Origin of the sequence: Stenotrophomonas sp. LM091 (assembly GCF_001806305.1) — a bacterium.
Lineage (GTDB): Bacteria > Pseudomonadota > Gammaproteobacteria > Xanthomonadales > Xanthomonadaceae > Stenotrophomonas > Stenotrophomonas bentonitica_A.
Genome location: NZ_CP017483.1, coordinates 2868046 through 2892886, shown reverse-complemented (window position 1 = coordinate 2892886; position 24841 = coordinate 2868046). Strand labels below are relative to the sequence as shown.

Annotated in this window: 22 protein-coding genes and 1 riboswitch; of the genes, 12 read left to right on the top strand and 10 right to left on the bottom strand. The window is 67.6% G+C overall.

Going from position 1 to position 24841, the window contains the following annotated elements:
* Positions 1–11 precede the first annotated feature (11 nt).
* Complete coding sequence (locus BIZ42_RS12565; protein WP_019182446.1) at positions 12–365, top strand: DMT family protein; 354 nt, start codon at positions 12–14, stop codon at positions 363–365.
* A gap of 92 nt (positions 366–457) precedes the next feature.
* Here BIZ42_RS12565 and BIZ42_RS12560 read toward each other — a convergent pair whose 3' ends face one another.
* The 3 genes from BIZ42_RS12560 to BIZ42_RS12550 all read right to left on the bottom strand — a co-directional run bounded on the left by BIZ42_RS12560 (position 458) and on the right by BIZ42_RS12550 (position 2656).
* Positions 458–1048, bottom strand: coding sequence for a Hemin transport protein (locus BIZ42_RS12560; protein WP_070426644.1), 591 nt, complete (start codon positions 1046–1048; stop codon positions 458–460).
* A gap of 172 nt (positions 1049–1220) precedes the next feature.
* Entirely contained in the window at positions 1221–1418 is a 198-nt protein-coding gene (locus BIZ42_RS12555; RefSeq protein ID WP_019182448.1) for a hemin uptake protein HemP, read from the bottom strand.
* Between the two features lie 269 nt (positions 1419–1687).
* Positions 1688–2656 (bottom strand): aldo/keto reductase, encoded by a 969-nt coding sequence (locus BIZ42_RS12550; protein ID WP_019182449.1) that lies wholly within the window; start codon positions 2654–2656, stop codon positions 1688–1690.
* Positions 2657–2904: 248 nt separating this feature from the next.
* On the opposite strand from BIZ42_RS12550, the gene BIZ42_RS12545 reads away from it, so the two are divergent.
* On the top strand, positions 2905–4203 hold the full coding sequence (locus tag BIZ42_RS12545) for a nucleoside transporter C-terminal domain-containing protein (RefSeq protein WP_019182450.1): 1299 nt from the start codon (positions 2905–2907) through the stop codon (positions 4201–4203).
* A 26-nt stretch (positions 4204–4229) separates the two neighbouring features.
* Positions 4230–5195 carry a ribokinase gene (locus BIZ42_RS12540; protein WP_019182451.1) on the top strand — a complete coding sequence of 322 codons (966 nt, stop codon included), beginning with the start codon at positions 4230–4232 and terminating at the stop codon, positions 5193–5195.
* 382 nt (positions 5196–5577) lie between these two features.
* On the opposite strand, the gene BIZ42_RS12535 is transcribed toward BIZ42_RS12540, so the two are convergent.
* The gene (locus tag BIZ42_RS12535; protein ID WP_070426643.1) at positions 5578–6162 is read right to left on the bottom strand and encodes a phosphatase PAP2 family protein; all 585 of its coding nucleotides are present in this window, start codon (positions 6160–6162) and stop codon (positions 5578–5580) included.
* 133 nt (positions 6163–6295) lie between these two features.
* Between BIZ42_RS12535 and BIZ42_RS12530 the strand changes: the two genes are divergently transcribed.
* From BIZ42_RS12530 to BIZ42_RS12505, 6 genes are all read left to right on the top strand, one after another.
* Positions 6296–7153: a hypothetical protein gene (locus tag BIZ42_RS12530; RefSeq protein ID WP_070426642.1), complete on the top strand. Its 858-nt coding sequence runs from the start codon at positions 6296–6298 to the stop codon at positions 7151–7153.
* 51 nt (positions 7154–7204) lie between these two features.
* Entirely contained in the window at positions 7205–7783 is a 579-nt protein-coding gene (locus BIZ42_RS12525) for a hypothetical protein (protein WP_070426641.1), read from the top strand.
* A complete protein-coding gene (locus tag BIZ42_RS12520) occupies positions 7780–9117 on the top strand; it encodes a YcaO-like family protein (RefSeq protein ID WP_070426640.1) in 1338 nt (445 codons plus the stop codon). Before BIZ42_RS12525 ends, BIZ42_RS12520 begins: the two co-directional genes overlap by 4 nt.
* Before the next feature lie 14 nt (positions 9118–9131).
* Positions 9132–9878, top strand: coding sequence for a SagB/ThcOx family dehydrogenase (locus BIZ42_RS12515; protein WP_070426639.1), 747 nt, complete (start codon positions 9132–9134; stop codon positions 9876–9878).
* Between the two features lie 220 nt (positions 9879–10098).
* On the top strand, positions 10099–11091 hold the full coding sequence (gene dusB / locus BIZ42_RS12510; RefSeq protein ID WP_070427536.1) for a tRNA dihydrouridine synthase DusB: 993 nt from the start codon (positions 10099–10101) through the stop codon (positions 11089–11091).
* 10 nt (positions 11092–11101) lie between these two features.
* Positions 11102–11929 carry a methyltransferase domain-containing protein gene (locus BIZ42_RS12505; protein WP_046273661.1) on the top strand — a complete coding sequence of 276 codons (828 nt, stop codon included), beginning with the start codon at positions 11102–11104 and terminating at the stop codon, positions 11927–11929.
* A gap of 13 nt (positions 11930–11942) precedes the next feature.
* Here BIZ42_RS12505 and BIZ42_RS12500 read toward each other — a convergent pair whose 3' ends face one another.
* The 3 genes from BIZ42_RS12500 to BIZ42_RS12490 are packed head-to-tail and all read right to left on the bottom strand — an operon-like array spanning position 11943 to position 14347.
* Complete coding sequence (locus tag BIZ42_RS12500; RefSeq protein ID WP_083279855.1) at positions 11943–12383, bottom strand: hypothetical protein; 441 nt, start codon at positions 12381–12383, stop codon at positions 11943–11945.
* Complete coding sequence (locus tag BIZ42_RS12495) at positions 12380–13456, bottom strand: metal-dependent hydrolase (RefSeq protein WP_070426638.1); 1077 nt, start codon at positions 13454–13456, stop codon at positions 12380–12382. The genes BIZ42_RS12500 and BIZ42_RS12495 overlap by 4 nt, the downstream gene beginning before the upstream one ends.
* A 48-nt stretch (positions 13457–13504) precedes the next feature.
* Positions 13505–14347 (bottom strand): UDP-2,3-diacylglucosamine diphosphatase, encoded by an 843-nt coding sequence (locus BIZ42_RS12490; RefSeq protein ID WP_070426637.1) that lies wholly within the window; start codon positions 14345–14347, stop codon positions 13505–13507.
* Positions 14348–14705: 358 nt separating this feature from the next.
* Between BIZ42_RS12490 and metK the strand changes: the two genes are divergently transcribed.
* Positions 14706–15917, top strand: coding sequence for a methionine adenosyltransferase (gene metK / locus BIZ42_RS12485; RefSeq protein WP_019182462.1), 1212 nt, complete (start codon positions 14706–14708; stop codon positions 15915–15917).
* A 213-nt stretch (positions 15918–16130) separates the two neighbouring features.
* A complete protein-coding gene (locus BIZ42_RS12480) occupies positions 16131–16649 on the top strand; it encodes an acyl-CoA thioesterase (RefSeq protein ID WP_026069660.1) in 519 nt (172 codons plus the stop codon).
* Between the two features lie 41 nt (positions 16650–16690).
* Here the strand turns inward: BIZ42_RS12480 and ppc are convergent, their stop codons facing one another.
* Together ppc and BIZ42_RS12470 are read right to left on the bottom strand one after the other, a co-directional pair.
* The gene (ppc, locus tag BIZ42_RS12475; protein WP_070426636.1) at positions 16691–19402 is read right to left on the bottom strand and encodes a phosphoenolpyruvate carboxylase; all 2712 of its coding nucleotides are present in this window, start codon (positions 19400–19402) and stop codon (positions 16691–16693) included.
* 219 nt (positions 19403–19621) lie between these two features.
* Entirely contained in the window at positions 19622–22156 is a 2535-nt protein-coding gene (locus BIZ42_RS12470; RefSeq protein WP_070426635.1) for a prolyl oligopeptidase family serine peptidase, read from the bottom strand.
* 126 nt (positions 22157–22282) lie between these two features.
* Positions 22283–22371, top strand: a riboswitch (S-adenosyl-L-homocysteine riboswitch).
* A gap of 35 nt (positions 22372–22406) precedes the next feature.
* Between BIZ42_RS12470 and ahcY the strand changes: the two genes are divergently transcribed.
* Entirely contained in the window at positions 22407–23852 is a 1446-nt protein-coding gene (ahcY, locus tag BIZ42_RS12465) for an adenosylhomocysteinase (RefSeq protein WP_046273657.1), read from the top strand.
* Positions 23853–23925: 73 nt separating this feature from the next.
* Here the strand turns inward: ahcY and BIZ42_RS12460 are convergent, their stop codons facing one another.
* Entirely contained in the window at positions 23926–24828 is a 903-nt protein-coding gene (locus tag BIZ42_RS12460; RefSeq protein WP_156785738.1) for a hypothetical protein, read from the bottom strand.
* Positions 24829–24841: the final 13 nt, after the last annotated feature.

Here is a 24841-nt window from a genome sequence, read left to right as displayed (position 1 = left end):
AGATCGCCCGGATGCCCGGCACCCCGTTCACTGCCTATCTGTATCCCGTACTGCTGCTGCTGGGCAGCAACATTTTCATGACCTTCGCCTGGTACGGGCATCTGAAGTACAAGAGTGCGCCGTTGATGACGGTGATCCTGGTCAGCTGGGGCATCGCGTTTTTCGAGTACTGCCTGCAGGTACCGGGCAACCGCCTGGGCAGTGCGGTGTATTCGGCGCCGCAGTTGAAGGGCATGCAGGAGGTGATCACCCTGGTGGTGTTCGCGGCCTTCTCGGCGTTCTACCTGGATCAGCCGCTGAAGTGGAACCACTGGGCCGCGTTCGGGCTGATCCTGGTAGCGGCGTTCCTGATGTTCAAGGAGTGAGGGCGACGCCCGCATTCGGGCCGCCACCGGCTTCGCGTCGGTGACGGCTGCGATGGCGCGGCATCGACGCCGGGCTGGTCCGTTGTTTCAGATTACAGCTGGATCACCGGCATGCCGTCGGCTGCCCACGGTCCACCGCGGCGAGCGGCGGTGGCGCAGCAGCAGTCGTCGACCCAGAGCTCGCCTTCGGCCCCTTCGACGTGCCCGATCCGGCGTGCGGTGGTCGCCCCCAGGGCCGACAACGAGGCCAGGCTGGCGGCGAGTTCGCGGCCTTCGCCGACCTGCAGGCGCAGTGCGCACATGCGCCAGGCGTCGTTGCCCAGGCGCACGGCCAGGCGCCGCCACAGGCGCTCGGCGACGCCGGCGTCGTTGACCGGCTCGGGGCGTGCGGGGAAGGCGGAAACCAGGCGGTCCCAGGCGAGGAAATCGCTGTCAGGCAGCAGGTACAGCCGCCAGCAGCAGCGGCCGCGGGCATCGACGAAGCACAGGCTTTCGCGGATGCCTTCGCTGTCCATGCCCTGGCAGGCGTGGGCAGACACGGCGTGCTTCCAACCGCCCAGTTCACTGCTGTCCGGGCGGTACAGGCACAGCACGGTGCCCAGTGAGGCCAGCTGTGCGGCCGATGGCAGGCCGGCGATGGGATGGCGGCCCGGTGGGCGGCCGACGGAAAGGGCGCGGCTCATGGGATCTACCTGCAATCGGCGGTTGCGGGGGAGACCCTCGACCCACGCCGCGGGCCGGAGCCGACGGCGGAGTGTCGAGGGGGAGAGAGCTGGGATAACGGCCTGCCCAGGGAAGGCACGGATCGCGTAGCCACGCGGTCACCGGTGCCTCCCCGCGGGGGAGGCAGCGCCGTTACTTGGTCAGGATCAACTTGTCGTTGCTGGTATGGCGCAGGCGATAGAAGCGGTCGCCGTGCTGGATCAGGATTTCACGGCGACCCTTGAGCAGGGCTTCGCTGTCGATCACTTCTTCGGGCGGGACCACGCGGACCGGACGGTCGCGGAGGGTCAGCGTTTCGGGGCGCAGCAGTACAGCAGCTTGAGTGTTCATCGTCTGGACTCGTTGCGAGGGGCGAGTCAAATGATAATGATTCTCAGTTGACAATCAACAACCATTCTCAATTTGATAGATGGCATTAATGATCGAACTTCATCTATCAATAGGTTTCGTCAATCGCATAGTGGGACGCGTGCCGCTACACGGGATTGCGGAGCCGGCCAGCGGCCGGCACGACCTTCCTCCAGTCGGGTACCTCGATGTCCCTGCCACGGGATCGGTAGCGCCGGCCGCTGGCCGGCGCCCTGCACCCAACCGGCCGATCAACCAAAGACCGCGTCCACCTGCTGCCAGACGCTTTCATCGAGCTGCTCGAACAGCGCCAGTGCGCCCAGGTTCTCTTCCAGCTGGCTGACCCGGCTCGCGCCTAGGATCACGCTGGAGACGTTGGGATTGCGCAGGCACCAGGCGATCGCCAGTTGCGCCGGGGAGACCCCCAGCTGCGCGGCCAGCGCGGTATAGCGGCGGACCCGCTCCAGGCGGTCGCTGCCGTCCTCGAGCACCTGCGCCTTCAACCAGCCCAGCTGTTCCTGGCCCAGCCGCGACTGCGGGTCGACGCCGGCGTTGTACTTGCCGGTCAGCAGGCCCGAGGCCAGCGGCGACCAGATCGTGGTGCCCAGCCCCGCCTCGGCATACAGCGGCGCGTACTCGCGCTCGACCCGCTCGCGGTGCAGCAGGTTGTACTGCGGCTGCTCCATCGACGGGGCGTGCAGGTGGCGTGCGCGGGCGATATCCACCGCTTCCTGGATCTGCGCGGCCGACCATTCCGAGGTGCCCCAGTACAGCACCTTGCCCTGGCGGATCAGGGTATCCATGGCCTGCACGGTCTCGGCGATCGGGGTGTCCGGATCCGGGCGGTGGCAGTAGTACAGGTCCAGATAGTCCACCCGCAGGCGCTTGAGCGCGGCGTGGCAGGCGTCGGTCACATGTTTGCGCGACAGGCCCTGCTGGGTCGGGCGCGGGTCGTCGACCGCCCCGAAGAACACCTTGCTGGAGACACAGAAGCCATCACGGGGCAGGCGCAGGTCGGCGATCACATCCCCCATCACCTGCTCGGCGCGGCCGCGGGCATAGCCCTCGGCGTTGTCGAAGAAGTTGACCCCGGCATCCCAGGCGGTGGCGATCAGCTTGCGGGCCTCATCGCGGCCGATCTGGTCGCCGAAGGTCACCCAGGCCCCGAAGGACAGGGCCGAGAGCTTCAGGCCGGTGGAGCCTAGACGGCGATAGAGCATGTGATTCTCCTGCTGCGGGCCCGCGACCGGGCCGGATCGATGCCGGTAAGTGTAGAGGGTGGCGCGCAGCGCGCGCAGGCCGGCCGCGGCGATCTCACGGCCCGTGACACACCACACGCCACGCTGGCCATGCCTTGTCGATACAGGCCCGATCACGACCGATCGGCTCGCAGACGCTGCTTTTCCTTGCCCCGCCCTTGCCGCTGCTCTAGGCTTCCCGTTTTTCGCGGCGCCCCAAGGGAAGTCTCATGGTCGAAGGTTTGGGCAGGATTGGCTTCGGCCTGTTCGGGTTGGCAGTGCTGATCGGCATTGCCTGGTTGTTCTCGAACAACAAGCGGGCCGTCGACTGGCGCCTGGTGGTCACCGGTATCGCACTGCAGATCGCCTTCGCGGCGGTGGTGCTGCTGGTGCCGGGTGGCCGTGATGTGTTCGATGCGCTGGGCAAGGGCTTCGTCAAGATCCTGAGCTTCGTCAACGAGGGCTCCGGCTTCATCTTCGGCAGCCTGATGAACACCGAGCAGTTCGGTTTCATCTTCGCCTTCCAGGTGTTGCCGACCATCATCTTCTTCTCGGCGCTGATGGGGGTCATGTACCACCTCAACGTGATGCAGACGATCGTGCGTGCGATGGCCTGGGCGATCACCAAGATCATGCGCGTGTCCGGTGCGGAAACCACCAGCGTCTGCGCCAGCGTCTTCATCGGCCAGACCGAAGCACCGCTGACGGTGCGCCCGTACATCGCCAAGATGACCCAGTCCGAGCTGATCACGATGATGATCGGCGGCATGGCGCACATCGCCGGCGGCGTGCTGGCCGCCTACGTGGGCATGCTCGGTGGCAGCGACCCGGCCCAGCAGGCCTTCTACGCCAAGCACCTGCTGGCGGCGAGCATCATGGCCGCCCCGGCGACCCTGGTGGTGGCCAAGCTGCTGGTGCCCGAAACCGGCACCCCGCTGACCCGCGGCACGGTCAAGATGGAAGTGGAGAAGACCTCCAGCAACATCATCGACGCCGCCGCGGCCGGTGCCGGCGACGGCCTGAAGCTGGCGCTGAACATCGGTGCGATGCTGCTGGCCTTCATCGCGCTGATCGCGCTGCTGAACGCCCCGCTGACCTGGCTGGGTGACGTGACCGGCCTGGCCGCGATCATCGGCCGCCCGACCGACCTGTCCACCCTGTTCGGCTACCTGCTGGCCCCGATCGCCTGGGTGATCGGTACCCCGTGGGCCGATGCCACCACGGTCGGCTCGCTGATCGGCCAGAAGGTCGTGATCAACGAGTTCGTGGCGTACTCGGAGCTGTCCAAGATCGTCAACGGCCAGGTGCCGGGCATGGTGCTCTCCGACGAGGGCCGCCTGATCGCCACCTACGCGCTGTGCGGTTTTGCCAACTTCAGCTCCATCGCGATCCAGATCGGTGGTATTGGTGGTCTGGCACCGGAGCGCCGCCACGATCTGGCCAAGTTCGGCCTGCGTGCGGTGCTGGGCGGTACCATTGCCACCTTCATGACGGCGACCATCGCCGGCGTGCTGACGCATTTCAGCTGATATCCGTTCCCTGAGAAACAGTCTTTATGAGTAGCAGTGTCGTCGTAATCGGTTCCTTCAATGTGGATCATGTCTGGCGTTGTGAGTCGCTCCCGGCCCCGGGTGCGACCATTGCCGGCCGCTACAGCACCGGTCCCGGCGGCAAGGGCTTCAACCAGGCCGTGGCCGCCCGCCGTGCCGGCGCGCCGACCACGTTCCTGTGCGCGCTGGGCGATGACGCCGGCGGTGCGATGGCCCGCGGCCTGGCCGAGCAGGACGGTTTCGCGCTGACCGCCGAGGCCAGCAGCGAGCCGACCGGCACCGGCGGCATCTATGTCGACAGCCGCGGCCGCAACACCATCGTGATCGGCCCGGGCGCCAACGCCGCGTTGAGCCTGGGTTTCGTTGATCAGCAGCGCGCGCTGCTGGCCGGTGCCAAGGTGGTGCTGGCGCAGCTGGAATCGCCGGTGGAAACGATCGAGGCGGCCCTGGCCATCGCACGCGAGGCCGGTGCCACCACCGTGCTCAACGTCGCGCCTGCCGATGCGCCCTCCAGCATCGGCCTGCTCAAGCTGGCCGATGTGCTGACCCCGAACGAGACCGAGTTCGCCGCCCTGCTCGGCCGTCATGTCGGCGAGCGCGTGGATGCCAACGATGTCGCCGCGCTGGATGGCGCCAGCCTGCATGCGCTGTGCCGCAAGCTGGTCGGCAACGGCACGGTGGTGGTGACGCTGGGTTCGGTGGGTGTGTTCGTGTCGCACGCCGAAGAGAACCTGCGTGGCGATACCCAGCCGTATTACCGCGTGGGCGCCGAGCAGGTGCAGGTGCTGGACACCACCGGTGCCGGCGATGCGTTCAACGGTGCGCTGGTTGCCTCGATCGCGCAGGACCCGGAGGCGGCCTTCGCCCGTCACGTGCGGTTCGCCAACCAGTTCGCCGGTCGTTCGACCGAGAAGGAAGGCGCCGCTGCGGCGATGCCGCACTTCACTCCGGGTGATGCCGAGAACAAGTAAGCCTCACCGGTGTGGATATCGGAAGGCCAGCGTTCGCGCTGGCCTTTTTTTGTTCTGCTCCCATCTGCGTGAAATCAAGAAGCGCCCTCTGAGCCTTTCCGGGCGAGGCCTGGAGTAGGTCGAGCGCTGGGGCGCGATGCCCTTGCCGGCGAATGTCCCCCGGCGTCGGCCTGCGGCCGCCCCCTCCTCCTTTATTTCGCCCACAAGGGCATCGCGCCCCACGTGTCCAGACCACTGGCGCTGCATGGAAAGCACGGCTTCTCTTCTGCCTACCGCGAGCCGGAGCGCCGTAGCGGCCGGTAGGCCCCTGGGCAAAATCAAGGAGGAGGTCGTCGCTGTGAGGCGGCGGCCGGGGGACATTTGCCGAGGGGCCTACCGGTCGCTACGGGGCCCTTGAGCTCGCGGGGATCCACAGCGCCAGCGCGCCCACCAGGAGGCCGGCAAGCACGTCCAGCAGATCGTGTTGCCAGGTGGTGAGCGTCGAGACCAGGATCAGCCCACAGGCGCCGTGCCACAGCCAGCGCAACGCCGCCGTATCGGCCAGCAGCCAGCGGCGCCATGCCTGCCAGACCACCACCAGTACCGCGGCATGCAGCGATGGCGCCATGTTGAACGGCGCCTCGAACGCGCGCAGCTGGGCGAACACCAGTCCGCTCGCGCCATCCGGCTGCGGCAAAACACGCACGTTGCCGGTCGGCCAACACACGAAGGCGAGCATGCAGGCGGCCTGCACCAGCGCGATGGCCATCGCATGGCGGCGCAGGGCGGATCGGGTCGGGCAGAGGAAGAACGTCAGCGGGTACAGCAGGTTCAGCGCCAGGTACGGCCAGATCGACCAAGGCCAGAACGGGATCGCCTCGTCCCAGCGACCGTGCAGGCTGTAGGTATGGGCCTGGCTGGCAGCCCATTGATTGGTCCAGCTGTAGCCATGGATGAACATCGCGCCGAGCAGCAGCATCCACAGCATGGCCTCGCGCCAGGGCGGATGCGGGAGCGGAGCGCGGGCATGAGGCGGGGTGGGCACGCGCGCACCGTAGCAGAACGTGGCAAGCGTGTTTGCCGCTATCCTTGCGCTTTCGCGGATACCGGGACTGTACGCAGTGGCAGCAGCAGGCAGTCAGCACCACGCAGGTACGCACGCGGACACACCGCGCTGGACGCGCAATCCGGCCTGGGCCCTGTTTTCGCAGACCCATGCGCAGCGCCCGCTGCTGCTGGTGTCCGGTGGCGCCGACGAATTGTATGTGGTCGACGAGGCCGATACCCCGACGGTCATCGAACGCATCCTCGGCCATTGGCAGGACGACACACTGGCGCTTGTGCAGGACGATGCCGACTGTGGCCCGGCGGTCCGCCAGTTGATGCGTCTCGGCGTACTGGTGCCGTCGCAGGCGGTGCGCCCTGTGCGCCGCTATGCACTGGTTTGGCTCGGGGAACCGCTGCCTGGGCTGGCCGAGGCCTTCGACCAGCATGCCAGCGCGGATCTGCAGCGCGTCGATGCCACCGCCGATGCCGACCTCCTCGTGCTGGTCCGCCACGGGCTCGGCTGGGAACAGGCCTTGGCCCGCTACGTGTCACATATGCCGGCACAGCCGCATCTGCTGCTGGACCTCAGCTATCACCACACCCTCGCGCTTGGACCCTATGTGGTGCCCGGCCAGACTGCCTGTGTGTATTGCCTGGGCAACCGCGTACTGCGCCGCTGGGGCGAAGCGGTGGTGCCCGCGCTGCCGGAAGTCGCAACGCAACCGGCACGGATCGCGGCGCTGGTCGCGCCGTTGCTGGATCAGCCCCACCTGTTGCTCGGCTATCTCGAACGCAGCGTCTGGCTCGACCTGCATCGCCTGCATGGGGAACGCGACCGGGTGCTGCGGCTGCCATGGTGCCCCGCCTGCCAGGGCGGTGAGATGTCGATGCCTGCACTGCTGCCGCTGCCCTGGGACATCGGGCGCCCGTGATAATGTGGGGCGTGCGCCGGGCGTTTCCGCCCCGGTCAACGGAGTGACCCCATGTATCGCCTGCCGACCCAGTTCGATGCCAGTGCCTCGCGCCAGGACCTTGCCGCGGCAGGTGGCGGCTCGACATCGACTACCTGCAGTTCCTGTGTCGTCACCCTGCTCGGCACCTCGGTACTGTCGGCAGTGGTGCTGGGCAAGCTGGAACCCGTCGCGCCCGCCGCCATCAGCAGCGCCGCAGACATCCCCCCCGTCACCGTCGATACGCCCACCGAACGCCACGGCCAGCCACCTGCGTTGCCGCAGGAACCGCCCAGCGCCGTCACTCCGGATCATCCCGCGGCACCGGCACCGGTGATGCCGGCAGCCGGCCTGAGCCGCACCAGCCGGATACTGCTGGGGCTGTTCGCCTTGCCGCTGGCCGCGATCGGCGGCGGCATTTTCATCAGCACCTCCAACCCGATATTCGGGCTGTTCGTCGCCGTCGGGCTGTATCTCGGCATTTATGCCCTGGTCTACGAGCGCGCGGGGCGTTCGCTCGGGCGCGGCATCGGCATCGCCATCGGGCTGCTGCTGGGCCTGTTCGCCGTAGGCGCGCTCGAGATGATGCTCTGGCTGGGCGTGATGAAATGAGCCGCGCCGCCGTGCAGGCGGCAGAGCCGGATATGCCCACGCTGTCGTCGCACCTGCTGCATGGCGCAGCGCGTCCGCGCTGTGGCCTGGTGCGCCCAGCCCAACCGATCGAAGCCGACCCGTGCGATGCAACCGGCCCCTTGTTCGAGGGACGGCGCGTACACAATGCCGCCACGCCGGCGGACCCGGCCAATCCCTGGCAGGGCGTCTCGGGCGCGGTTGCGCTGGAGGCCGCTGCGGCCGCCGACGGCGCGGTCGCCGAGGCGCTGGAGCGGCTGGCGGCGGCGCAGGCGGGCCTGGAAGTGCGTCGTCGCGATGCGCTGACGCCCACACAACGTCTGGACGAATCGGCGTTCGCGCTGTTCTCGGCGAGCCAACGCGCCATGCCGGACTTCCCGTGGCCGATGCCCGAACGCGACGAAGACCTGTTCGCAGCGGTGCATGCGCTGGACGACAACCGGGTCGCCTGGGTGCCGCAAGAGCTGGTGGGACTGGGGCCGCGCAGCGGCCAGGCGCGATTGCCATCGACGTCCAGTGGTCTGGCGGCCTGGCGGGATGGGCGCGATGGCGCCTGGCTGGCGCTGTTGCGCGCGGCCCAGGAACTGCTGGAGCGCGATGCGCTGGCAGTGACATGGCTCAATGGCGTGGCCGGCCGGCGAATCGCGCTGCCGGCGCAATGGCACGCCCATGTGGACGCGCGCGGTGGTGAACTGCAGGCGTTCGACCTGACCCAGCACTGGAATCCGCACCCGGTCATCGCGGTCGCCGGTGGCATTCCCTTCGAAGGCCGCCCCCGCTACGTCCTCGGCATCGCCTGCCGCGCCGATCCGGGCGAGGCACTGCACAAGGCGCTGCTGGAATGGCAGCAGGCACTGACCTTTGCCGCGCATCTGTGTGGCCGCGAAAGCGCCCGGCTGCCTCGTGAACCCGCAGCGCTGCGCAGCTTCGACGAGCATGCCGCCTTCTACACCCTGCGCCCGGAGCTGTGGTCGCAGCTGCCGCTGCTGCGGGAGGCGGGCGACAGTACCTTGCAGCTGCCACTACCAGGCGCGGCGATCCCGTCCGCCGCGCCGCGCGCGGTCATCGAGCTCGATCAGCTGCGACGCCGGCTGGGCCGTGCCGGCATCGCGCTGTACTACCGCGAGTTGACCACCGCCGATGTGGCCGCGGCGGGCCTGCGGGTGATGCGGGTGTTGTCGCCACAGCTCAGCGGTCTGCATGCCGACGAACGTGCGCCGTTCCTTGGTGGCCGCTGCCGGGACGTGGCATGGCGCTATCCCGGCGTGCCGCACGGCGGCGCGTTTCCCAACCCCTTCCCGCATCCATTGGGCTGATCCCCGAGGACCGCATGCCGTCACCGCCTTCCCCCTGGGACGATGCCCCGCTGTTCCATCTGTTCTGGCACAACGGCGAGCTCAATCCCGCGCGCGCAGACGTGATGCGCGCGCGCATCGCCGAAGATGCCGCACGCGCCTGGTCGCCGCCACGGCCATTGCATGCAGCAGCCGGCGTCGCCTTGCCGGACCCGGTACGCCCCGGCGATGCCCTCGCGCAGCGCCGCAGTGGCCGCCGCTTCGGTGATGCACAGTGGGGCGCGCAGGAACTGGGGCGCGTGCTGGCCCCGCTGCGGGCCCGGCCCGGCGACAGTGACACGCGGCGTCTGCCATCCGGTGGGGCCAAGTACCCGATCCAGGCCTATGCCGCGCTGTACGGCATCGACGATGCGATCGCATCAGCGCCGGGCATCCATTGGTACGATCCGCTCGAGCACGCGCTGGTACCGGTGGCGCCCTGCCCCGCATGGCCGGCGCTGTCCGGGCTGCTGGGCGTGGACTGGCCGGAGCGGCCGGCGGCCGTGCTGTTCCTGATCGCCGAGCCAGGCGGGACGCTGGCCAAATACGGCGAGCGCGGCGGCCGCTTCGTGTTGATCGAGGCTGGAGTCTGGCTGGGGGCGCTGGGGCAGCAGGTGGCGTCGATGAACGCCGCCGGCTGCGCGATCGGCTCGTTCGACGACGCCGCCCTCTTGGCCCTGCTCGGGCTCGACCCGCGGCGGCATCTGGCGGTGTTGGCCTATGCGTGTGGTCCGGCGCCCTGAACGATCGCCGGAATCGCGGCAGGCCCCGCCTGATCATGCGATTTCCGGCCAGCGGTCGGCACGATCGGTAACCACCCAGCATCCGCCGCCGCTGGGGGCGGCGGAACCAATCGTCAAGCATATGCTCATGACCGGAGCGCATCAGGCCCTTCCGGATCGGCCTGAACAGGTAGCGGTACCTGCGTGGTTGGCGGCCAGCGGCCGGCACTACAATGCGCACATGCAGATTGGCCCGTACAACATCCAGCCCAACGTGGTGCTGGCACCGATGGCCGGTGTCACCGACAAGCCCTTCCGCCTGCTGTGCAAACAGCTGGGCGCGGGCCTGGCCGCCTCGGAGATGACCATCTCCGACCCGCGCTTCTGGAACACCCGCAAGTCGCTCCACCGCATGGACCATGCCGGCGAGCCGGACCCGATCAGCGTGCAGATCGCCGGGACCGAGCCGCAGCAGCTGGCCGAGGCAGCACGCTACAACGTGGACAACGGTGCGCAGATCATCGACATCAACATGGGCTGCCCGGCCAAGAAGGTCTGCAACGCCTGGGCCGGCTCGGCGCTGATGCGCGATGAAGACCTGGTCGCGCGCATCCTGACCGCAGTGGTCAACGCGGTGGACGTGCCGGTCACGCTGAAGATCCGCACCGGCTGGGACTGCGATCACCGCAATGGCCCGCTGATCGCCCGCATCGCCGAGGACAGCGGCATCGCCGCGCTGGCCGTGCATGGCCGTACCCGCGACCAGCATTACACCGGCACCGCCGAATACGACACCATCGCCGCGATCAAGGCGGCGCTGCGCATTCCGGTGGTCGCCAACGGCGACATCGATTCACCGCAGAAAGCGGCGCAGGTCTTGAAGCAGACGGGCGTGGACGCGGTGATGATCGGGCGCGCCGCCCAGGGCCGGCCCTGGATCTTCCGCGAGGTGGCGCACTACCTGGCCACCGGCGAGCTGCTGGCGCCGCCCTCGGTCACCGAGGTCCGCGATCTGCTGCTGGGCCACCTGCACGCGCTGCACGATTTCTATGGCGAGCAGCAGGGGGTGCGCATCGCGCGCAAACACCTGGGCTGGTACGCCAAGGACCGGCCGGAGAACGCCGCCTTCCGTGCGGTGGTCAACCGCGCCGAGGATGCCGCCAGCCAGGTCGCCCTGACCACCGACTATTTCGACGCCCTCGCCGCCGGCGAGCCGTTGTCGTCCGCTGCCTGAGCCTTCTGTCATGAACCCGCCGATCACCGCACCGACCTATCTCCACGGCTTTTCCGATACCGAGCAGCATCGCCTGGTCACCCAGTCGCGCCTGTTCGAATCGAGCATCTTCAGCGGCATCGACTACGGCGGCGCAACGCGCCTGCTGGAAGTCGGCAGCGGCGTGGGCGCACAGACGGACATCCTGCTGCGGCGGTTCCCGGACCTGCACGTCACCGGCGTGGACCTGAGCGAAGCGCAGCTGGCCACTGCCGCCACCAACCTGGCCAAGACCCCGTGGTGCCGCGAGCGCTACACCCTGCTGCAGGCCGACGCCGGCAATCTGCCGTTCGGTGCGCGCGAGTTCGATTCGGCCTTCCTGTGCTGGGTGCTGGAGCATGTGCCTTCGCCGGCGCGGGTGCTCAACGAAGTGCGACGCGTGCTGGTCCCGGGTTCGCCGGTGTATGTCACCGAAGTGATGAACGCCTCGTTCCTGCTCGATCCTTACTCGCCGCACATCTGGCGCTACTGGATGGCGTTCAACGATTTCCAGTACGACCACGGCGGCGATCCGTTCGTCGGTGCCAAGCTCGGCAACCTGCTGTTGGCTGGCGGCTTCCGCGACGTGCACACCGAGATCAAGACCATCCACCTGGACAACCGCGAGCCGGCGCGTCGCAAGACGATGATCGCGTTCTGGGAGCAACTGCTGTTGTCGGCGGCCGATCCGCTGCTGGAAGCCGGCCTGGTCGACCAGGAGACGGTGGACGGGATGCGCCGCGAGTTCAGCCTGGTCCAGAACGACCCCAACGCGGTGTTCTTCTTCTCCTTCGTGCAGGCGCGCGCGACGGTGTATTGACCGGGGGGCGGCGCTAGCGCGTCACCCAGGCGATCACGGTCACCACCACCGCTGCGGCCAGCAGCAACCACAGGCCCAGTCCGCCCCGATCACCCGGGGCGACCGTCGCACTGCCGGCGGTGAGACGGGCACCTTCGCGCGGACGCGCGGTGGGCGTGTGGCCTACTTCCAGCGTGCCGGTGGCCGGCCGCTGGTTACGCTCGGTGAGCTTGTTCTGCATGCGCCGCGCCCGCTCAGGGTCGACCTTGTGCAGTTCCTCCAGCAGCACCTGCTGCTGACGCGCGCGGTCCGGCTGCGCCCTGGCCTTGTGCAGGATCTCGCGCAATGGCACCGCCGGCTGCTCGGCGGAGCGACCCGGGGTCACATCCAGCAACAGTGCGCGGTACTCCGGCGGTACATCGGCCAGCCGGGTGTAGCGCGTGCCATTGATCTCCATTTCAAACCGTTCGGTCACGGTGCCTCCGTCCAACCTGCCTTGGGTGCGATCACCTCGGTGCTCGCCGGTGCATGCCAGATGCGTTGCCACATCGCCGAGAACCGGCGCTTCACCATCGCCCTGCCCTGCTCCCCTTCATACGCCGGGCGCAGCTGCCGCGGCGTGATCGCGGCCCAGCCCCCGCCCTCGGCCCGGGCCACCGCGAAGGTGAAGGTGTAGTCCGGCTCCAGGCCCATGCGCAGATCGCTCAGCCGCAGCTCGCCATCGACCACCTGTGCGCGCATGAAGCCGCGGTTGAACCAGTTCAGGCGCTGCACGGCCGGCAGCGTGGCCGCCTGGCGCAGGGCCTGCACGTTGGAGGGATGGCCTTCAAAGGTCATCGGGCCGCGGTCGGCGATCAGCGAGCGCTCGCCGATCACGTAGCCGTTGGGCGTCATCGCGACGACCTGCCAGAGCAGCGTGTTGAACGGCATCGCCACCGAGAAGCGCGGCGCATCGCCCAGCCCCATCGCGGCCAGGGCGCGGTCGGCCTCGCGGTCGACACTGTGCTTGGCCAGCAGCGACCAGCCCAGGTAGCCACTGCTGAGCACCAGGCCGGCCACCAGCGCCTTCTGCGCCAACGGCCGCGCCCGCGCGAACCACGCCACTGCACAGGCGATCAGCAGCCACACGGTGTAGAGCGGGTCGATGATGAAAACGCTGGCCCACATCGTCGGGTGCGGCGTGAACGGCCACCACAGCTGGGTACCGTAGACGGTGAAGGCATCCAGCAGCGGATGGGTGATCAGCGCCAGCGTGATCGCCCAGAACCAGCGGCCCGGCGCCTGCGCCACCCGGCCGTGACCAAAGCGTTTGAACAGCCACCAGATCAGCGCGGCCACCCACGGCAGCACCAGCAGCGAGTGGCTGTAGCTGCGGTGCTCGACCATCAGCGCCACCGGATCGGCGGCGGTGAACGCCAGCAGCAGCGCGTCCAGGTCCGGCAGGGTGCCGAGCGCGGCACCGGCCAACAGGGCGGCGCGGCGATGGCCGGCCGGTGCGATGGCGGCGGCGACCGCGCCACCGAGTACGATCTGGGTGAGGGAGTCCATCGGCCGATGCTAGCAGCCGGGCCTGGCGCTGCGTTGATGCCGTTCTGCTCAGGCCGCTCTGGCCAGTGCGGCGTTGCCGGGCAGCGCCGCCAGGGTCTGCCCGGTGTGATCGAGCAGCCGCAGGCTGCCGTCCGGATCCTCGGCCAGCGCGGTCAGGCTCTCGACCCAGTCGCCGTCGTTGGCATAGATCAGCCCGTCGCGCTCCACCAGTGTGGCGCGGTGGATGTGCCCGCAGACGATCCCGTCCAGCCCACGCCGCCGCACATCCTCGAGCCCGGCCTGGACAAAGCGTTCGATGTAGCGTTCGGCCGCGCCGCTGCGCTTCTTGAGGAATTCAGAGAGAGACCAGTAGCGCTGACCCAGCCGCCGCCGGACCGCGTTGAGCAGGTGGTTGCCGGTCAGGATGCGGTAATACAGCCAGTCGCCGAAGCGCTCCTGCAGGCCACCGAAATGAGTGATGCCGTCGTAGTCGTCACCATGCACGACCAGCAGCCGCCGTCCATCGGCGGTCACGTGGATCGCCCGGCGGCGTACCTGCATGGCCGGCAGCATCAGCCCGCAGACCTTGCGCAGCGAAGCATCGTGGTTGCCCGGGATGTAGATGATCCGGGTGCCGGCCCGCTGCAGCGCGTGCAGGGCCTGGATCACCTCGCTGTGGGCCGGCCGCCAACTGGCCCGGCGGTGCGCCATCCACCACAGGTCGATGATGTCGCCCACCAGATACAGGCGCTCGCAGCGCAGCCCGGCAAGGAACCTGGCCAGTTCGGCGGCGTGGCAGTGACGTGAGCCCAGGTGGACATCGGAAAGGAAGACGGCCCGCCGATGGGGCGCCAGGGTGGTCACGGGCCGTTTGTCGGCCTCCCGCGCGTCGCGCTGCTCGACGTCGTGCATGGCGTGCTCCTCAGGTCCGGCGGCCGGATGCGCCGAAGCCTGCCCTGCGGCGACGACAGCCCGATGGCGGTTTGACGACGGGCCGATGACGCTCGCGGGGTTCGGATGCACGTCGCGCCCTTCGTGAGGCGCGTGCGGCTGGCATGCTTCTCGGGCAGGTGCCGCTGCGGGCGGCCGTTTGTCACGCTGGTGGAACACTGGGCGGTGACGCTGGCCCCCAATCCCGTCACACCGGGCCCTGCGACGGGCACGCAGGCTTAACCACGGGCAACCCTCGCTGGCGCACAATGCAAGCGCGCGACTTGCCGTGTATCATTCGCGCCCATCTTTCCATCCGAATCAAAGGATATTACGCCTGATGTCCAGCTACCTGTTCACCTCCGAATCGGTCTCCGAAGGCCATCCGGACAAGATTGCCGACCAGATCTCCGATGCGGTGCTGGACGCGATCCTGACCCAGGACAAGCGTGCGCGCGTGGCCTGCGAAACCATGGTCAAGACTGGCGTGGCAATCGTCGCCGGTGAAATCACCACCAGCGCCTGGATCGACCTGGAAGCCTTGACCCGCAAGGTGATCCTGGACATCGGCTACGACAGCTCCGACGTCGGCTTCGACGGCGCGACCTGCGGCGTGCTGAACCTGATCGGCAAGCAGTCGCCGCACATCGCCCAGGGCGTGGACCGCAAGAAGCCCGAAGAAATGGGCGCTGGCGACCAGGGCCTGATGTTCGGCTATGCCACCAACGAGACCGACAGCTACATGCCGGCCGCGATCCACCTGTCGCACCGCCTGGTCGAGCAGCAGGCCAAGATCCGCAAGAAGAAGAACTCGCCGCTGTCCTGGCTGCGCCCGGATGCCAAGAGCCAGGTCACCCTGCGCTATGAAAACGGCGCCGTCTCGGCCATCGACGCGGTGGTGCTGTCGACCCAGCACGCCCCGGGCGTGAAGCAGAAGGACCTCATCGAGGCCGTCCGCGAAGAGATCATCAAGCCGGTGCTGCCGGCCAAGTGGCTGCACAAGGGCACCAAATTCCACATCAACCCGACCGGCAAGTTCGAGATCGGCGGCCCGGTGGGCGACTGTGGCCTGACCGGCCGCAAGATCATCGTCGACACCTACGGCGGCTGGGCCCGTCACGGTGGTGGTGCGTTCTCGGGCAAGGATCCGTCCAAGGTCGACCGTTCGGCTGCCTATGCTGCCCGTTACGTCGCCAAGAATGTCGTGGCCGCCGGCCTGGCCGACCGCTGCGAAGTGCAGGTCTCCTACGCCATCGGCGTGGCCGAGCCGACCTCGATCTCGGTCACCACCTTCGGCACCGGCAAGATCAGCGATGACAAGATCGAAAAGCTGATCCGCAAGCATTTCGACCTGCGCCCGTACGGCATCATCCAGATGCTGGACCTGATCCACCCGATGTACCAGCAGACCGCGGCCTACGGCCACTTCGGCCGCAAGGCGAAGGAGTTCAGCTACACCAACGGTGCTGGCGAACAGGTCAACGCAACCGCCTTCTCCTGGGAGAAGACCGATCGCGCCGCCGCCCTGCGCGCGGATGCGAAGTTGAAGTAAGAAATGGGCCGCGAAAGCGGCCCTTTTCTTACGGGTAGAGCCGACCGTTGGTCGGCTGGCCGCGCGCAGCGCGGCAATGATCGGCGAAACAAACGGCGGGCCGCGAAAGCGGCCCGTCGTCGTTTTGGCGCCTTGACCCATCGTCGCGCCGCGCGCGACCAGCCGACCAACGGTCGGCTCTACCAATGGGTCAAGCGGCGCTACACTCCAGTCATGCCCGAATTCAAATCCAACCAGCTCTCCATGACGGTGCTGATGTCGCCGGACATGGCCAACTTCTCCGGCAAGGTACACGGCGGTGCGGTGCTGCGCCTGCTCGACCAGGTTGCCTATGCCTGCGCCAGCCGCTATGCCGGCAGCTACGTGGTCACCCTTTCGGTGGACCAGGTGATGTTCCGGCAGCCGATCGCGGTCGGCGAGCTGGTCACCTTCCTGGCCTCGGTGAACTACACCGGCACCTCCTCGATGGAGATCGGCGTCAAGGTGGTGGCCGAGGACATCCTCAAGCGCAGCGTGCGCCACGCCAACAGCTGCTTCTTCACCATGGTCGCGGTGGATGACGAGGGCAAGCCGACCCCGGTGCCGCCGCTCGTGCTGGAGACCGCCGACGAACGCCGCCGGCATGCCGCCGCGTTGATCCGCCGCCAACTGCGCGAGGAGATGGAGCAGCGCCACCTCGAGCTGCTGGCATCCAATCCGCCTGCACCAGGTGATCTGGTCGAGCGGGTCTGAGAAGCGCTGCCGGCCAGCGGCCGGCACTCCCCCTTCATGGCCTACCCGGTGTTCTGTACGCCCTGCGAAACACCGTTCACGCAGGCCACCAGCGCGCGCAGCACGTCATCGTCTTCGCCACCGCTTTCACGCCAGCGGCGCAGCAGATCCACCTGCAGCACGCTGATCGGATCGATGTAGGGATTGCGCAGGCGGATCGACAGCGCCAGCCGCTGGTCGTGCTGGAGCAGTGCATCCTGCCCGGTCAGCACAAGGATCCACTGCGCGGTGAGCTCCAGCTCACGCTGAATCTGCGGGAAGAAACGGCCATGCAACGCACCAGACAGCTGCGAGAACTGCTCGGCGATGGTCAGGTCGCCCTTGGACAGCACCATCGCGATGTCATCCAGGAAGGTGCTGAAGAACGGCCAGTCGCGCGCCATCTCTTTCAGGATGTCCTCGTGGCCGGCATCGATCGCCGCCTGCAGGCCGCTACCCACGCCATACCAACCCGGAATCACGGCACGCGCCTGGCTCCAGGCGAACACCCACGGAATCGCGCGCAGGTTGGTCAACGCGGCATCTTCACCCAGTCGGCGCGAGGGGCGTGAGCCCAAGGTCATCCGCTCGATCACGTCGATCGGCGCGGCCAGCCGGAAGTACTGCATGAAGTCTTTCTGGCCGACGAAGACACGGTAGGCATCCGCACTCTTCTGCGCGATCAGGTCCATCACCGGGCGCCACTGTTCCTCGCGCGGTTCCGGTGCACGCGGGCGCAGGCTGGAGCGCAGCACCGCACCGGTGGACTGCTCCAGCGAGCGCAGCGCCAGCGCACGGATGCCGTACTTGCGGTGGATCACTTCGCCCTGCTCGGTCACGCGCAGGCGGCCGTCGATGCTGCCACGTGGCGAGGCATCCACGGCGTGCGTGGTCTTGCCGCCACCGCGGCTGATCGAGCCGCCGCGGCCGTGGAAGAAGGTCAGGCGGATGTCGTTCTCGGCAGCGACCTCCAACAGCTCCACCTGGGCGCGCTGAAGGCCCCAGCGCGACGCCGCGATGCCCCCATCCTTGCCGCTGTCCGAGTAGCCGAGCATCACCATCTGCACATCGCCGCGCGAGGCCAGGTGCGTGCGGTAGACCGGATCGGCCAACAGATCGCGCAGGGTGTCGGTACCGCGCTTGAGATCGTCCACGGTTTCAAACAGCGGGGCGATGTCGAGCGGCACCGCGCCGGCGTCATCCACCAGGCCGCCACGACGTGCCAAGGCGAGCACGGCGAGGACATCGCTGCGGTCATGCGCCATCGAGATGATGTAGCTGCCCAGTGCATCGGCCCCATGCCGGTGATGGGCATCAGCCAGCGCCGCGAACACCGCGTCCAGGCGCTCACCGCCTTCTTCGTTGCTCACCGGCAGCGCCTGCTCGCCACTGGCGAACGGGGCCAGCCGTGCCGCGCGGGTGACCGCATCGGCGGCGTCCCAGGCCTCCTGCCCATCCAGCACGCTGGCCAGCGCGCGACCATGCACGCTCGATTCCTGACGCACGTCCAGGCGCGCCAGATGGAAGCCGAAGGTGCGCACCCGCCACAGCAGGCGACGCACCGCGAAGCCGCCGGCATGGTCGCCCTTGTTCTCGTGCAGGCTGCGCAGGATCAGCTCGATGTCGTCGGTCAGCTCCTGCGGCGACGCGTAGGCGCCTTCCGCATCGTCCATCGTCGCCTGTACCCGCGCGCGCATGCGGTCGTTGAGCAGGCGATAGGGCATGTCGGCATGACGCGGGCGCGAGGTGACCTTGGGCAGCAACGCCTTGTAATGGTCCACGCGGGCCTGCAGTTCATCACTGACCGCCACGCGCTCGGTGGACTGGCTGAGCAGGCTGGCCAACTGCAGCAGGTCCTTCTGGTAGCGGCCGAGCACGGCCTGGCGTTGCGCATCCAGGGTGTTGCGGATGGTGCCGGCATCCACGTTCGGATTGCCATCCATGTCGCCGCCTACCCACGTGCCGAAACGCAGCAGGCGCGGCAGCGGCAGTTCCTGGCCATAGGTATCCAGCAGTGCCTGCTGCAGCGATTCGTACAGCACCGGAATCACCCGGTACAGCACCTGCACCAGATAGAAGCCGACATGCTCGCGCTCGTCTTCCACGGTCGGGCGCACGGGCGAGGAATCGGTGGTCTGCCACGAGGCGGTCAGCGCCATGCGGAAACGCGCGGCGTCAGCGGCCGCTTCGCCCGGGGTGCGCTGGCCGTCGAGGTTGTCGACCAGGCTGGCCACCATCAACTGCTCTTTCTCCAGCAGCGCGCGGCGGACCGCCTCGGTCGGGTGCGCGGTGAACACCGGCTCGATGTCGATGCGCGGCAGCCACTCGGCCAGCTCGTCCAGGGTGACGCCCTGTGCCTTGAGGTTGACCAGTGCGTCCTGCAGGCCATCGGGCTGCGGCGTGGCGGTGCCGGCGCGCTGGTAGTCGCGGCGGCGGCGGATGCGGTGCACCCGCTCGGCGATGTTCACCACCTGGAAATAGGTACTGAACGCACGCACCATCGCTTCGGCGCGTGCCGGTGGCAGGCCGGTCAGCGCATCGTTGAGATCGGACAGCGGGGCGTCGCTTTCGCGGCGGGCGATGGCGCGTGTACGCACCTGTTCCACATCATCGAAAAACTGCGTGGAGACCTGCTCGGCGAGCAGGTCGCCGACCAGTGCGCCGAGTCGGCGTACATCGTCGCGCAGGGGAATATCGGGAGTGGCAAAAACGATGCTGCTACGGTACTCGTTCATCTGCGACGCACTGGCCTCGGGAACGGAATCCGCTCAAGCCTAACCCACAATCGCGTCGTTGCTGCGTCGCGCAAATAGTTACATCTGGTAGTGCCGGCCGCTGGCCGGCTCCATGCAGATCTGACAGGTGCCAGTGCGGGCATCGCGAGGAGCCGGCCAGCGGCCGGCAGGTGGCGATCGTTTCCGGCACCGGCCAACGGCCGGTACCCACCGGTTGTTTCAGCGCTTCTTCTTCACCGGCTTCCCCTCGCCAACGGTCTGCTCCAGCCAGCGCTCGCTCTCGGCCAGCATGGTCATGATCGATTCGCGTGCCCGGTAAGCGTGCGATTCATTGGGCAGCATCACCAGCCGCGACGTCCCGCCCAGCCCCTTCACCGCGGCGAACATGCGCTCGCTCTGGATCGGGAACGTGCCGGAGTTGTTGTCGTCCACGCCATGGATGAAGAGGATCGGGTCCTTGATCTTGTCGGCGTAGTTGAACGGCGACATCTTCTGGTAGACGTCCTGCGCCTGCCAGTAGTTGCGCTCTTCGGCCTGGAAGCCGAACGGGGTCAGCGTGCGGTTGTAGGCGCCGCTGCGCGCGATGCCGGCCTTGAACAGGCGGGTATGCGCGAGCAGGTTGGCGGTCATGAACGCACCGTAGGAGTGGCCACCGATCGCAATGTGCTCACGGTCGGTCACGCCACGCCGCACCACTTCATTCACGGCCGCCTCGGCATTGGCGATCAGCTGCGGCAGGTAGGTGTCGTTCGGCTCCTTGTCGCCCTCACCGATGATCGGCATCGACGGGCTGACCAGCACCGCGTAGCCCTTGGCCAGAAACGCCTGCGGACCCCAGTAGCTGATCGCGTTGAAGCGGTACGGCGAATCGGTGACCTGGCTGGCGGCTTCGGCGGTCTTGAACTCCCCCGGGTAGGCCCACATCAGCAGCGGCAACGGACCATCCTTCTTCGCGTTGTAACCCGGCGGCAGCATCAGCGTGGCGGTCAGGTCGACGCCGTCGTTGCGCTTGTAGCGGATCTGCTCCTTGCTCACCCCACGCAGCTGCGGCAGCGGGTGCTGGAAGTGGGTCAGCGCCTTCGGTGCAGCCGTGGCATCACCCAGCGACTGCACGTAGAAGTTGGCCGGCTCATCGGGCGATTCACGGGTCAGCAGCAGCGAGGTGCCTTCCTGGTCGAGCAGCGCCACCGGCGCGGCATAGGACGGGGCCTGCGAGTGGAACAGGCGCGTGGTCTGCTTGCTGTCCAGATCGAAGCGGTCCACGAACGGACGATCGCCTTCCGGCGAAGCGCCCAGCCCGTAGAGGAAGATGCTGCGGCCATCGGCACTCACCTGCAGGCGCGCGCGCCCGTTGACGTCGCGCACCAGGCCCGGGCGACCGGGATCGTTGTAGCGGTCCTGCGAGGAACGTGCGGACAGCAGTTCCGCTGCCTTCTCCGGCTGGTCGGGCGCGATCCGCCACTGCTTGACCTCGCGGTTCTTCCACCACGATTCGTTGAGCAGCGCCAGATCCCCACGGCCCCACTGGATGCCGGCATAGCGGCTGCCCAGCTGCGCCAGGGTCACCGGCGGCTTGTCGAAGGGGGCGGCCTGCATCAGCACCGCATCGCGCACCTTGGCCTCGCGGTTCGGGTCGCCACCATCCTGCGCCTCGGCCCAGACCAGGGTCGCCGGGGCATCGGCGCGCCAGTCGATCCGGCGCACGCCGGTGGCCACCGCATCGTTGCCGGTCGGCAGGCCTTCCTTCAACGGCAGGTTGGCTACGGTGTGCTCCAGCTTGCCGTCCACGGCGGACAGCACTTCGATGCGACGCGCGAATGCGCTGGCCGGCACCAGATAGGAATACGGGCGCACCACCCGTTCGCTGAGCAGGTAACGGCCATCCGGGGAGAGCGTGACGTCCCAGTACACCCCGCCCGTGGAGAGCGGCGTGGTCACGCCGTTGAGCGCGACCTTGGCCGGCTGCGCGCTGGCGTAGTAATCGAAGAGGCGGGCATCGGCCTCGTTCTTGAGCATGTCCTGGTAGGTGCGGATGGTGCGCACACCGGCGTCGGCCTCGGTCTGCTGGATCGCCGGGCCGGTCGGAATGCCGCCGGCGGACGGTGCCGGCCCCTGGCCCTTGAGCTGCTGCATCACCAGCAGGCCCCGGCTGTCGGGCTGCCAGCTGTAGCCATCGCCCATCACCGTGTTCAGATCGCCGACCAGGCGCCGTGCCGAACCGGCGTCCACATCAACGATCCACAGTTCATTGGTGTTGGTGGCCGCATGCACCTGGTTGAAGGCGATGTACTTCTGGTCCGGCGACCACGCAAAGGTGGCGATCGACAACGGCTGCGGCAGCCCGCTGATCTGGCGCTCCTTGCCATCGGCCACGTTCATCAGCCACAGCTTGTCGGCGAAGCTGAAGCGGCTGGCCGAATGCGTGGCCGGGTTGATGCGCAGGCCGGCCAGCTTCAGTTCGGGCTGGGCGACGTCGTTGATCGACGGCAGCGGCGGGGTCTGCAGCAGCGCGGCCAGGTCGCGGCGCGGGGACAGGCTCAGGGTCGGGGCACGCGGCGCGTCGACCACCGCCTGCAGCGCCGGCGAGGGCAGCTCATAGCCGCTCGGGTCACCCTTGGCGGCGGCCACGGCCTGCGCGGAGGTCTTCGCGGCCGGCGCGGCGGCCAGCGCCAACGGCGGCACCGCCAGCAGGGCCAGGCCGAGGATCAAGGTATGGCGCCATTGCGGTGCGCGTCGACCATGGTTGCGTGTCATGTTCCGTCCCTATGCTGATACAAACCCCCGACCTTAACAGCCGGGCGCCGATCGCCCCCCTGCCGATGGTTGGGGGCGGGGACCGATTCATGCCAACGCAGCGGGCCGCGATATAATGGGCGACCCTCCACCGAGGGGCGCTGCGACCGTTCCGGACCTTTCCGGGGGCGGCCAGGCTCGGTGGCCAGGATTGGTTCCAACGGCGCCCGGCGAACACGAGTACCGACTCGTCATTACACCGGAGCTTTGAATGAACGCTGTTGCCAAGACCTTCTCCACCGAAGGCGATTACAAGATTGCCGATATCTCCCTGGCCGATTGGGGCCGCAAGGAGCTGGACATCGCCGAGCATGAAATGCCGGGCCTTATGTCGATCCGCCGCAAGCACGCCGCCACCCTGCCGCTGAAGGGCGTGCGCGTGACCGGCTCGCTGCACATGACCATCCAGACCGCGGTGCTGATCGAGACCCTGAAGGACATCGGCGCCGACGTGCGTTGGGCCTCGTGCAACATCTTCTCGACCCAGGACCACGCTGCCGCTGCGATCGCCAAGTCCGGCACCCCGGTGTTCGCCTGGAAGGGTGAGTCGCTGGAGGAATACTGGGACTGCACCCTGGATGCACTGACCTTCACCCTGCCCGACGGCACCCTGACCGGCCCGGAGCTGGTGGTGGACGATGGCGGCGACGTGACCCTGCTGATCCACAAGGGCTACGAGCTCGAGAACGGCAGCAACTGGGTCAATGAAAAAGCCGCCTCGCATGAAGAGCAGGTCATCAAGAACCTGCTCAAGCGCGTGGCCACCGAGCGCCCGGGTTACTGGGGCCGCGTGGTCAAGGACTGGAAGGGCGTCTCCGAAGAGACCACCACCGGCGTGCATCGCCTGTACCAGCTGGCCCAGGCCGGCACCCTGCTGATCCCGGCGATCAACGTCAACGACTCCGTCACCAAGAGCAAGTTCGACAACCTGTACGGCTGCCGCGAGTCGCTGGCCGATGGCCTCAAGCGCGCGATGGACGTGATGCTGGCCGGCAAGGTCGCCGTGGTCTGCGGCTACGGTGACGTGGGCAAGGGCTGCGCCGCTTCGCTGCGTGCCTACGGCGCGCGCGTGGTGGTCACCGAGATCGACCCGATCTGCGCCCTGCAGGCCGCGATGGAAGGCTTCGAAGTCAACACCATCGAATCCACCCTGGGCCGTGCCGACCTGTACGTCACCACCACCGGCAACAAGGACATCATCCGCATCGAGCACCTGAGCGCGATGAAGGACCAGGCCATCGTCTGCAACATCGGCCACTTCGACAACGAGATCCAGGTCGATGCGCTGGTCGGCTTCCCGGGCGTGCAGCACATCAACATCAAGCCGCAGGTGGACAAGTACGTCTTCCCGAACGGCAACGCGATCTTCCTGCTGGCCGAAGGCCGCCTGGTGAACCTGGGCTGCGCCACCGGCCACCCGAGCTTCGTGATGTCCAACTCGTTCGCCAACCAGACGCTCGCACAGATCGACCTGTGGGCGAACAAGGACAGCTACGAGAAGAAGGTGTACCTGCTGCCGAAGAAGCTGGACGAGGAAGTGGCGCGTCTGCACCTGGAAAAGATCGGCGTGAAGCTGACCACCCTGAGCCAGGAACAGGCCGACTACATCGGCGTGCCGGTGGATGGTCCGTTCAAGCCGGAGCATTACCGCTACTGATCGGCCTGCCGGTCCAGTTGCGTTGAACACAGACGGGCGCCGAAAGGCGCCCGTTTTCGTGGCGGAAGGCCCTTCAATCCTGGCCGAAACACCTGCGGTCGTCGTTCAGGACGGCCTTGCACTGCGCGGCGAATTCGGCTTGCCAGCGCGACAGCGTGAACCCTTCTCGTTCCTGGAAAGACACCGTTTCGCCCGCAAGCACGTAGCAGCGGTTCTGCGACAGTCGCAGCGCGGTCAGCGCGTCACCGGCCGCCCAGCAGTCATCGATGCAGGCCTGCATCAGCGCGTAATCCGGATTGGTCTTGGCCCCGCCAAAGGCGAAGCCCATCCGCTGTACCAACGCGATCACCGGGTCAGTGCCGGCCGGGGCAGCGCGCAGAACGCGCAGCACGCCGGCCTCGGGAATGCCAAACGCCCAGTTGGCAATCACGGCCGAACGTGCTGCATCGATCGCCGCATCGCGCTGCCCCTGCCGCATGTACTGGCTTGCCAGCAGCGCCCAGCCCTGCTGAAGCTCCGGGAAGGCGGTGCACGCTGCGCGCAGCAGTTCAATCGCCTGCTCGACCTGCCCCGCCAGCACCTGCGCGCGCGCCTGCTCCAACTGCCCGGTTGGCGAACCGGGATCTTCGACCTCAAGCTCGCCATACTCGCCTTCGTTCAGTTCCAGCCACTGCGAAAACACCTGCACCGAGGAATGGCGCAGTTCCATACGCCACTCGTCATGGAACATCTCGCAGACGAAGGGCGCATCTCCCTCACGCCCCAACGGCCAGTACAGCCCGAAACAATCGCCGTTGCCGAGCGCGCCTTCCGCGATCGATACAAACCCCTGAGGGGGATACGGTCCGCGCGCCACATCACTGTCGAAGCTGAGCGCGTTGAATTGGCCAGAGAGGCGCATGGGATCTTTCCAGACGGGAACGCCGCCATTATCGCAGCGACCGCAGTAGTCTCGGTCAAGGCAGCCGGTACGCACCGGGTTACGATGC

Bases quoted from the DNA above. Each gene is read 5' to 3' on its own strand.
- BIZ42_RS12525 (WP_070426641.1), top strand. From the start codon at position 7,205: ATGTATCGCCTGCCGACCCAGTTCGATGCCAGTGCCTCGCGCCAGGAC.
- BIZ42_RS12490 (WP_070426637.1), bottom strand. From the start codon at position 14,347: ATGCACGACGTCGAGCAGCGCGACGCGCGGGAGGCCGACAAACGGCCC.
- ppc (WP_070426636.1), bottom strand. From the start codon at position 19,402: ATGAACGAGTACCGTAGCAGCATCGTTTTTGCCACTCCCGATATTCCC.
- dusB (WP_070427536.1), top strand. From the start codon at position 10,099: ATGCAGATTGGCCCGTACAACATCCAGCCCAACGTGGTGCTGGCACCG.
- BIZ42_RS12515 (WP_070426639.1), top strand. From the start codon at position 9,132: ATGCCGTCACCGCCTTCCCCCTGGGACGATGCCCCGCTGTTCCATCTG.
- ahcY (WP_046273657.1), top strand. From the start codon at position 22,407: ATGAACGCTGTTGCCAAGACCTTCTCCACCGAAGGCGATTACAAGATT.
- BIZ42_RS12540 (WP_019182451.1), top strand. From the start codon at position 4,230: ATGAGTAGCAGTGTCGTCGTAATCGGTTCCTTCAATGTGGATCATGTC.
- BIZ42_RS12505 (WP_046273661.1), top strand. From the start codon at position 11,102: ATGAACCCGCCGATCACCGCACCGACCTATCTCCACGGCTTTTCCGAT.
- BIZ42_RS12470 (WP_070426635.1), bottom strand. From the start codon at position 22,156: ATGACACGCAACCATGGTCGACGCGCACCGCAATGGCGCCATACCTTG.
- BIZ42_RS12495 (WP_070426638.1), bottom strand. From the start codon at position 13,456: ATGGACTCCCTCACCCAGATCGTACTCGGTGGCGCGGTCGCCGCCGCC.
- BIZ42_RS12535 (WP_070426643.1), bottom strand. From the start codon at position 6,162: ATGCTGTGGATGCTGCTGCTCGGCGCGATGTTCATCCATGGCTACAGC.
- BIZ42_RS12480 (WP_026069660.1), top strand. From the start codon at position 16,131: ATGCCCGAATTCAAATCCAACCAGCTCTCCATGACGGTGCTGATGTCG.
- BIZ42_RS12555 (WP_019182448.1), bottom strand. From the start codon at position 1,418: ATGAACACTCAAGCTGCTGTACTGCTGCGCCCCGAAACGCTGACCCTC.
- BIZ42_RS12560 (WP_070426644.1), bottom strand. From the start codon at position 1,048: ATGAGCCGCGCCCTTTCCGTCGGCCGCCCACCGGGCCGCCATCCCATC.
- BIZ42_RS12520 (WP_070426640.1), top strand. From the start codon at position 7,780: ATGAGCCGCGCCGCCGTGCAGGCGGCAGAGCCGGATATGCCCACGCTG.
- BIZ42_RS12565 (WP_019182446.1), top strand. From the start codon at position 12: ATGCCCGGCACCCCGTTCACTGCCTATCTGTATCCCGTACTGCTGCTG.
- BIZ42_RS12545 (WP_019182450.1), top strand. From the start codon at position 2,905: ATGGTCGAAGGTTTGGGCAGGATTGGCTTCGGCCTGTTCGGGTTGGCA.
- BIZ42_RS12550 (WP_019182449.1), bottom strand. From the start codon at position 2,656: ATGCTCTATCGCCGTCTAGGCTCCACCGGCCTGAAGCTCTCGGCCCTG.
- metK (WP_019182462.1), top strand. From the start codon at position 14,706: ATGTCCAGCTACCTGTTCACCTCCGAATCGGTCTCCGAAGGCCATCCG.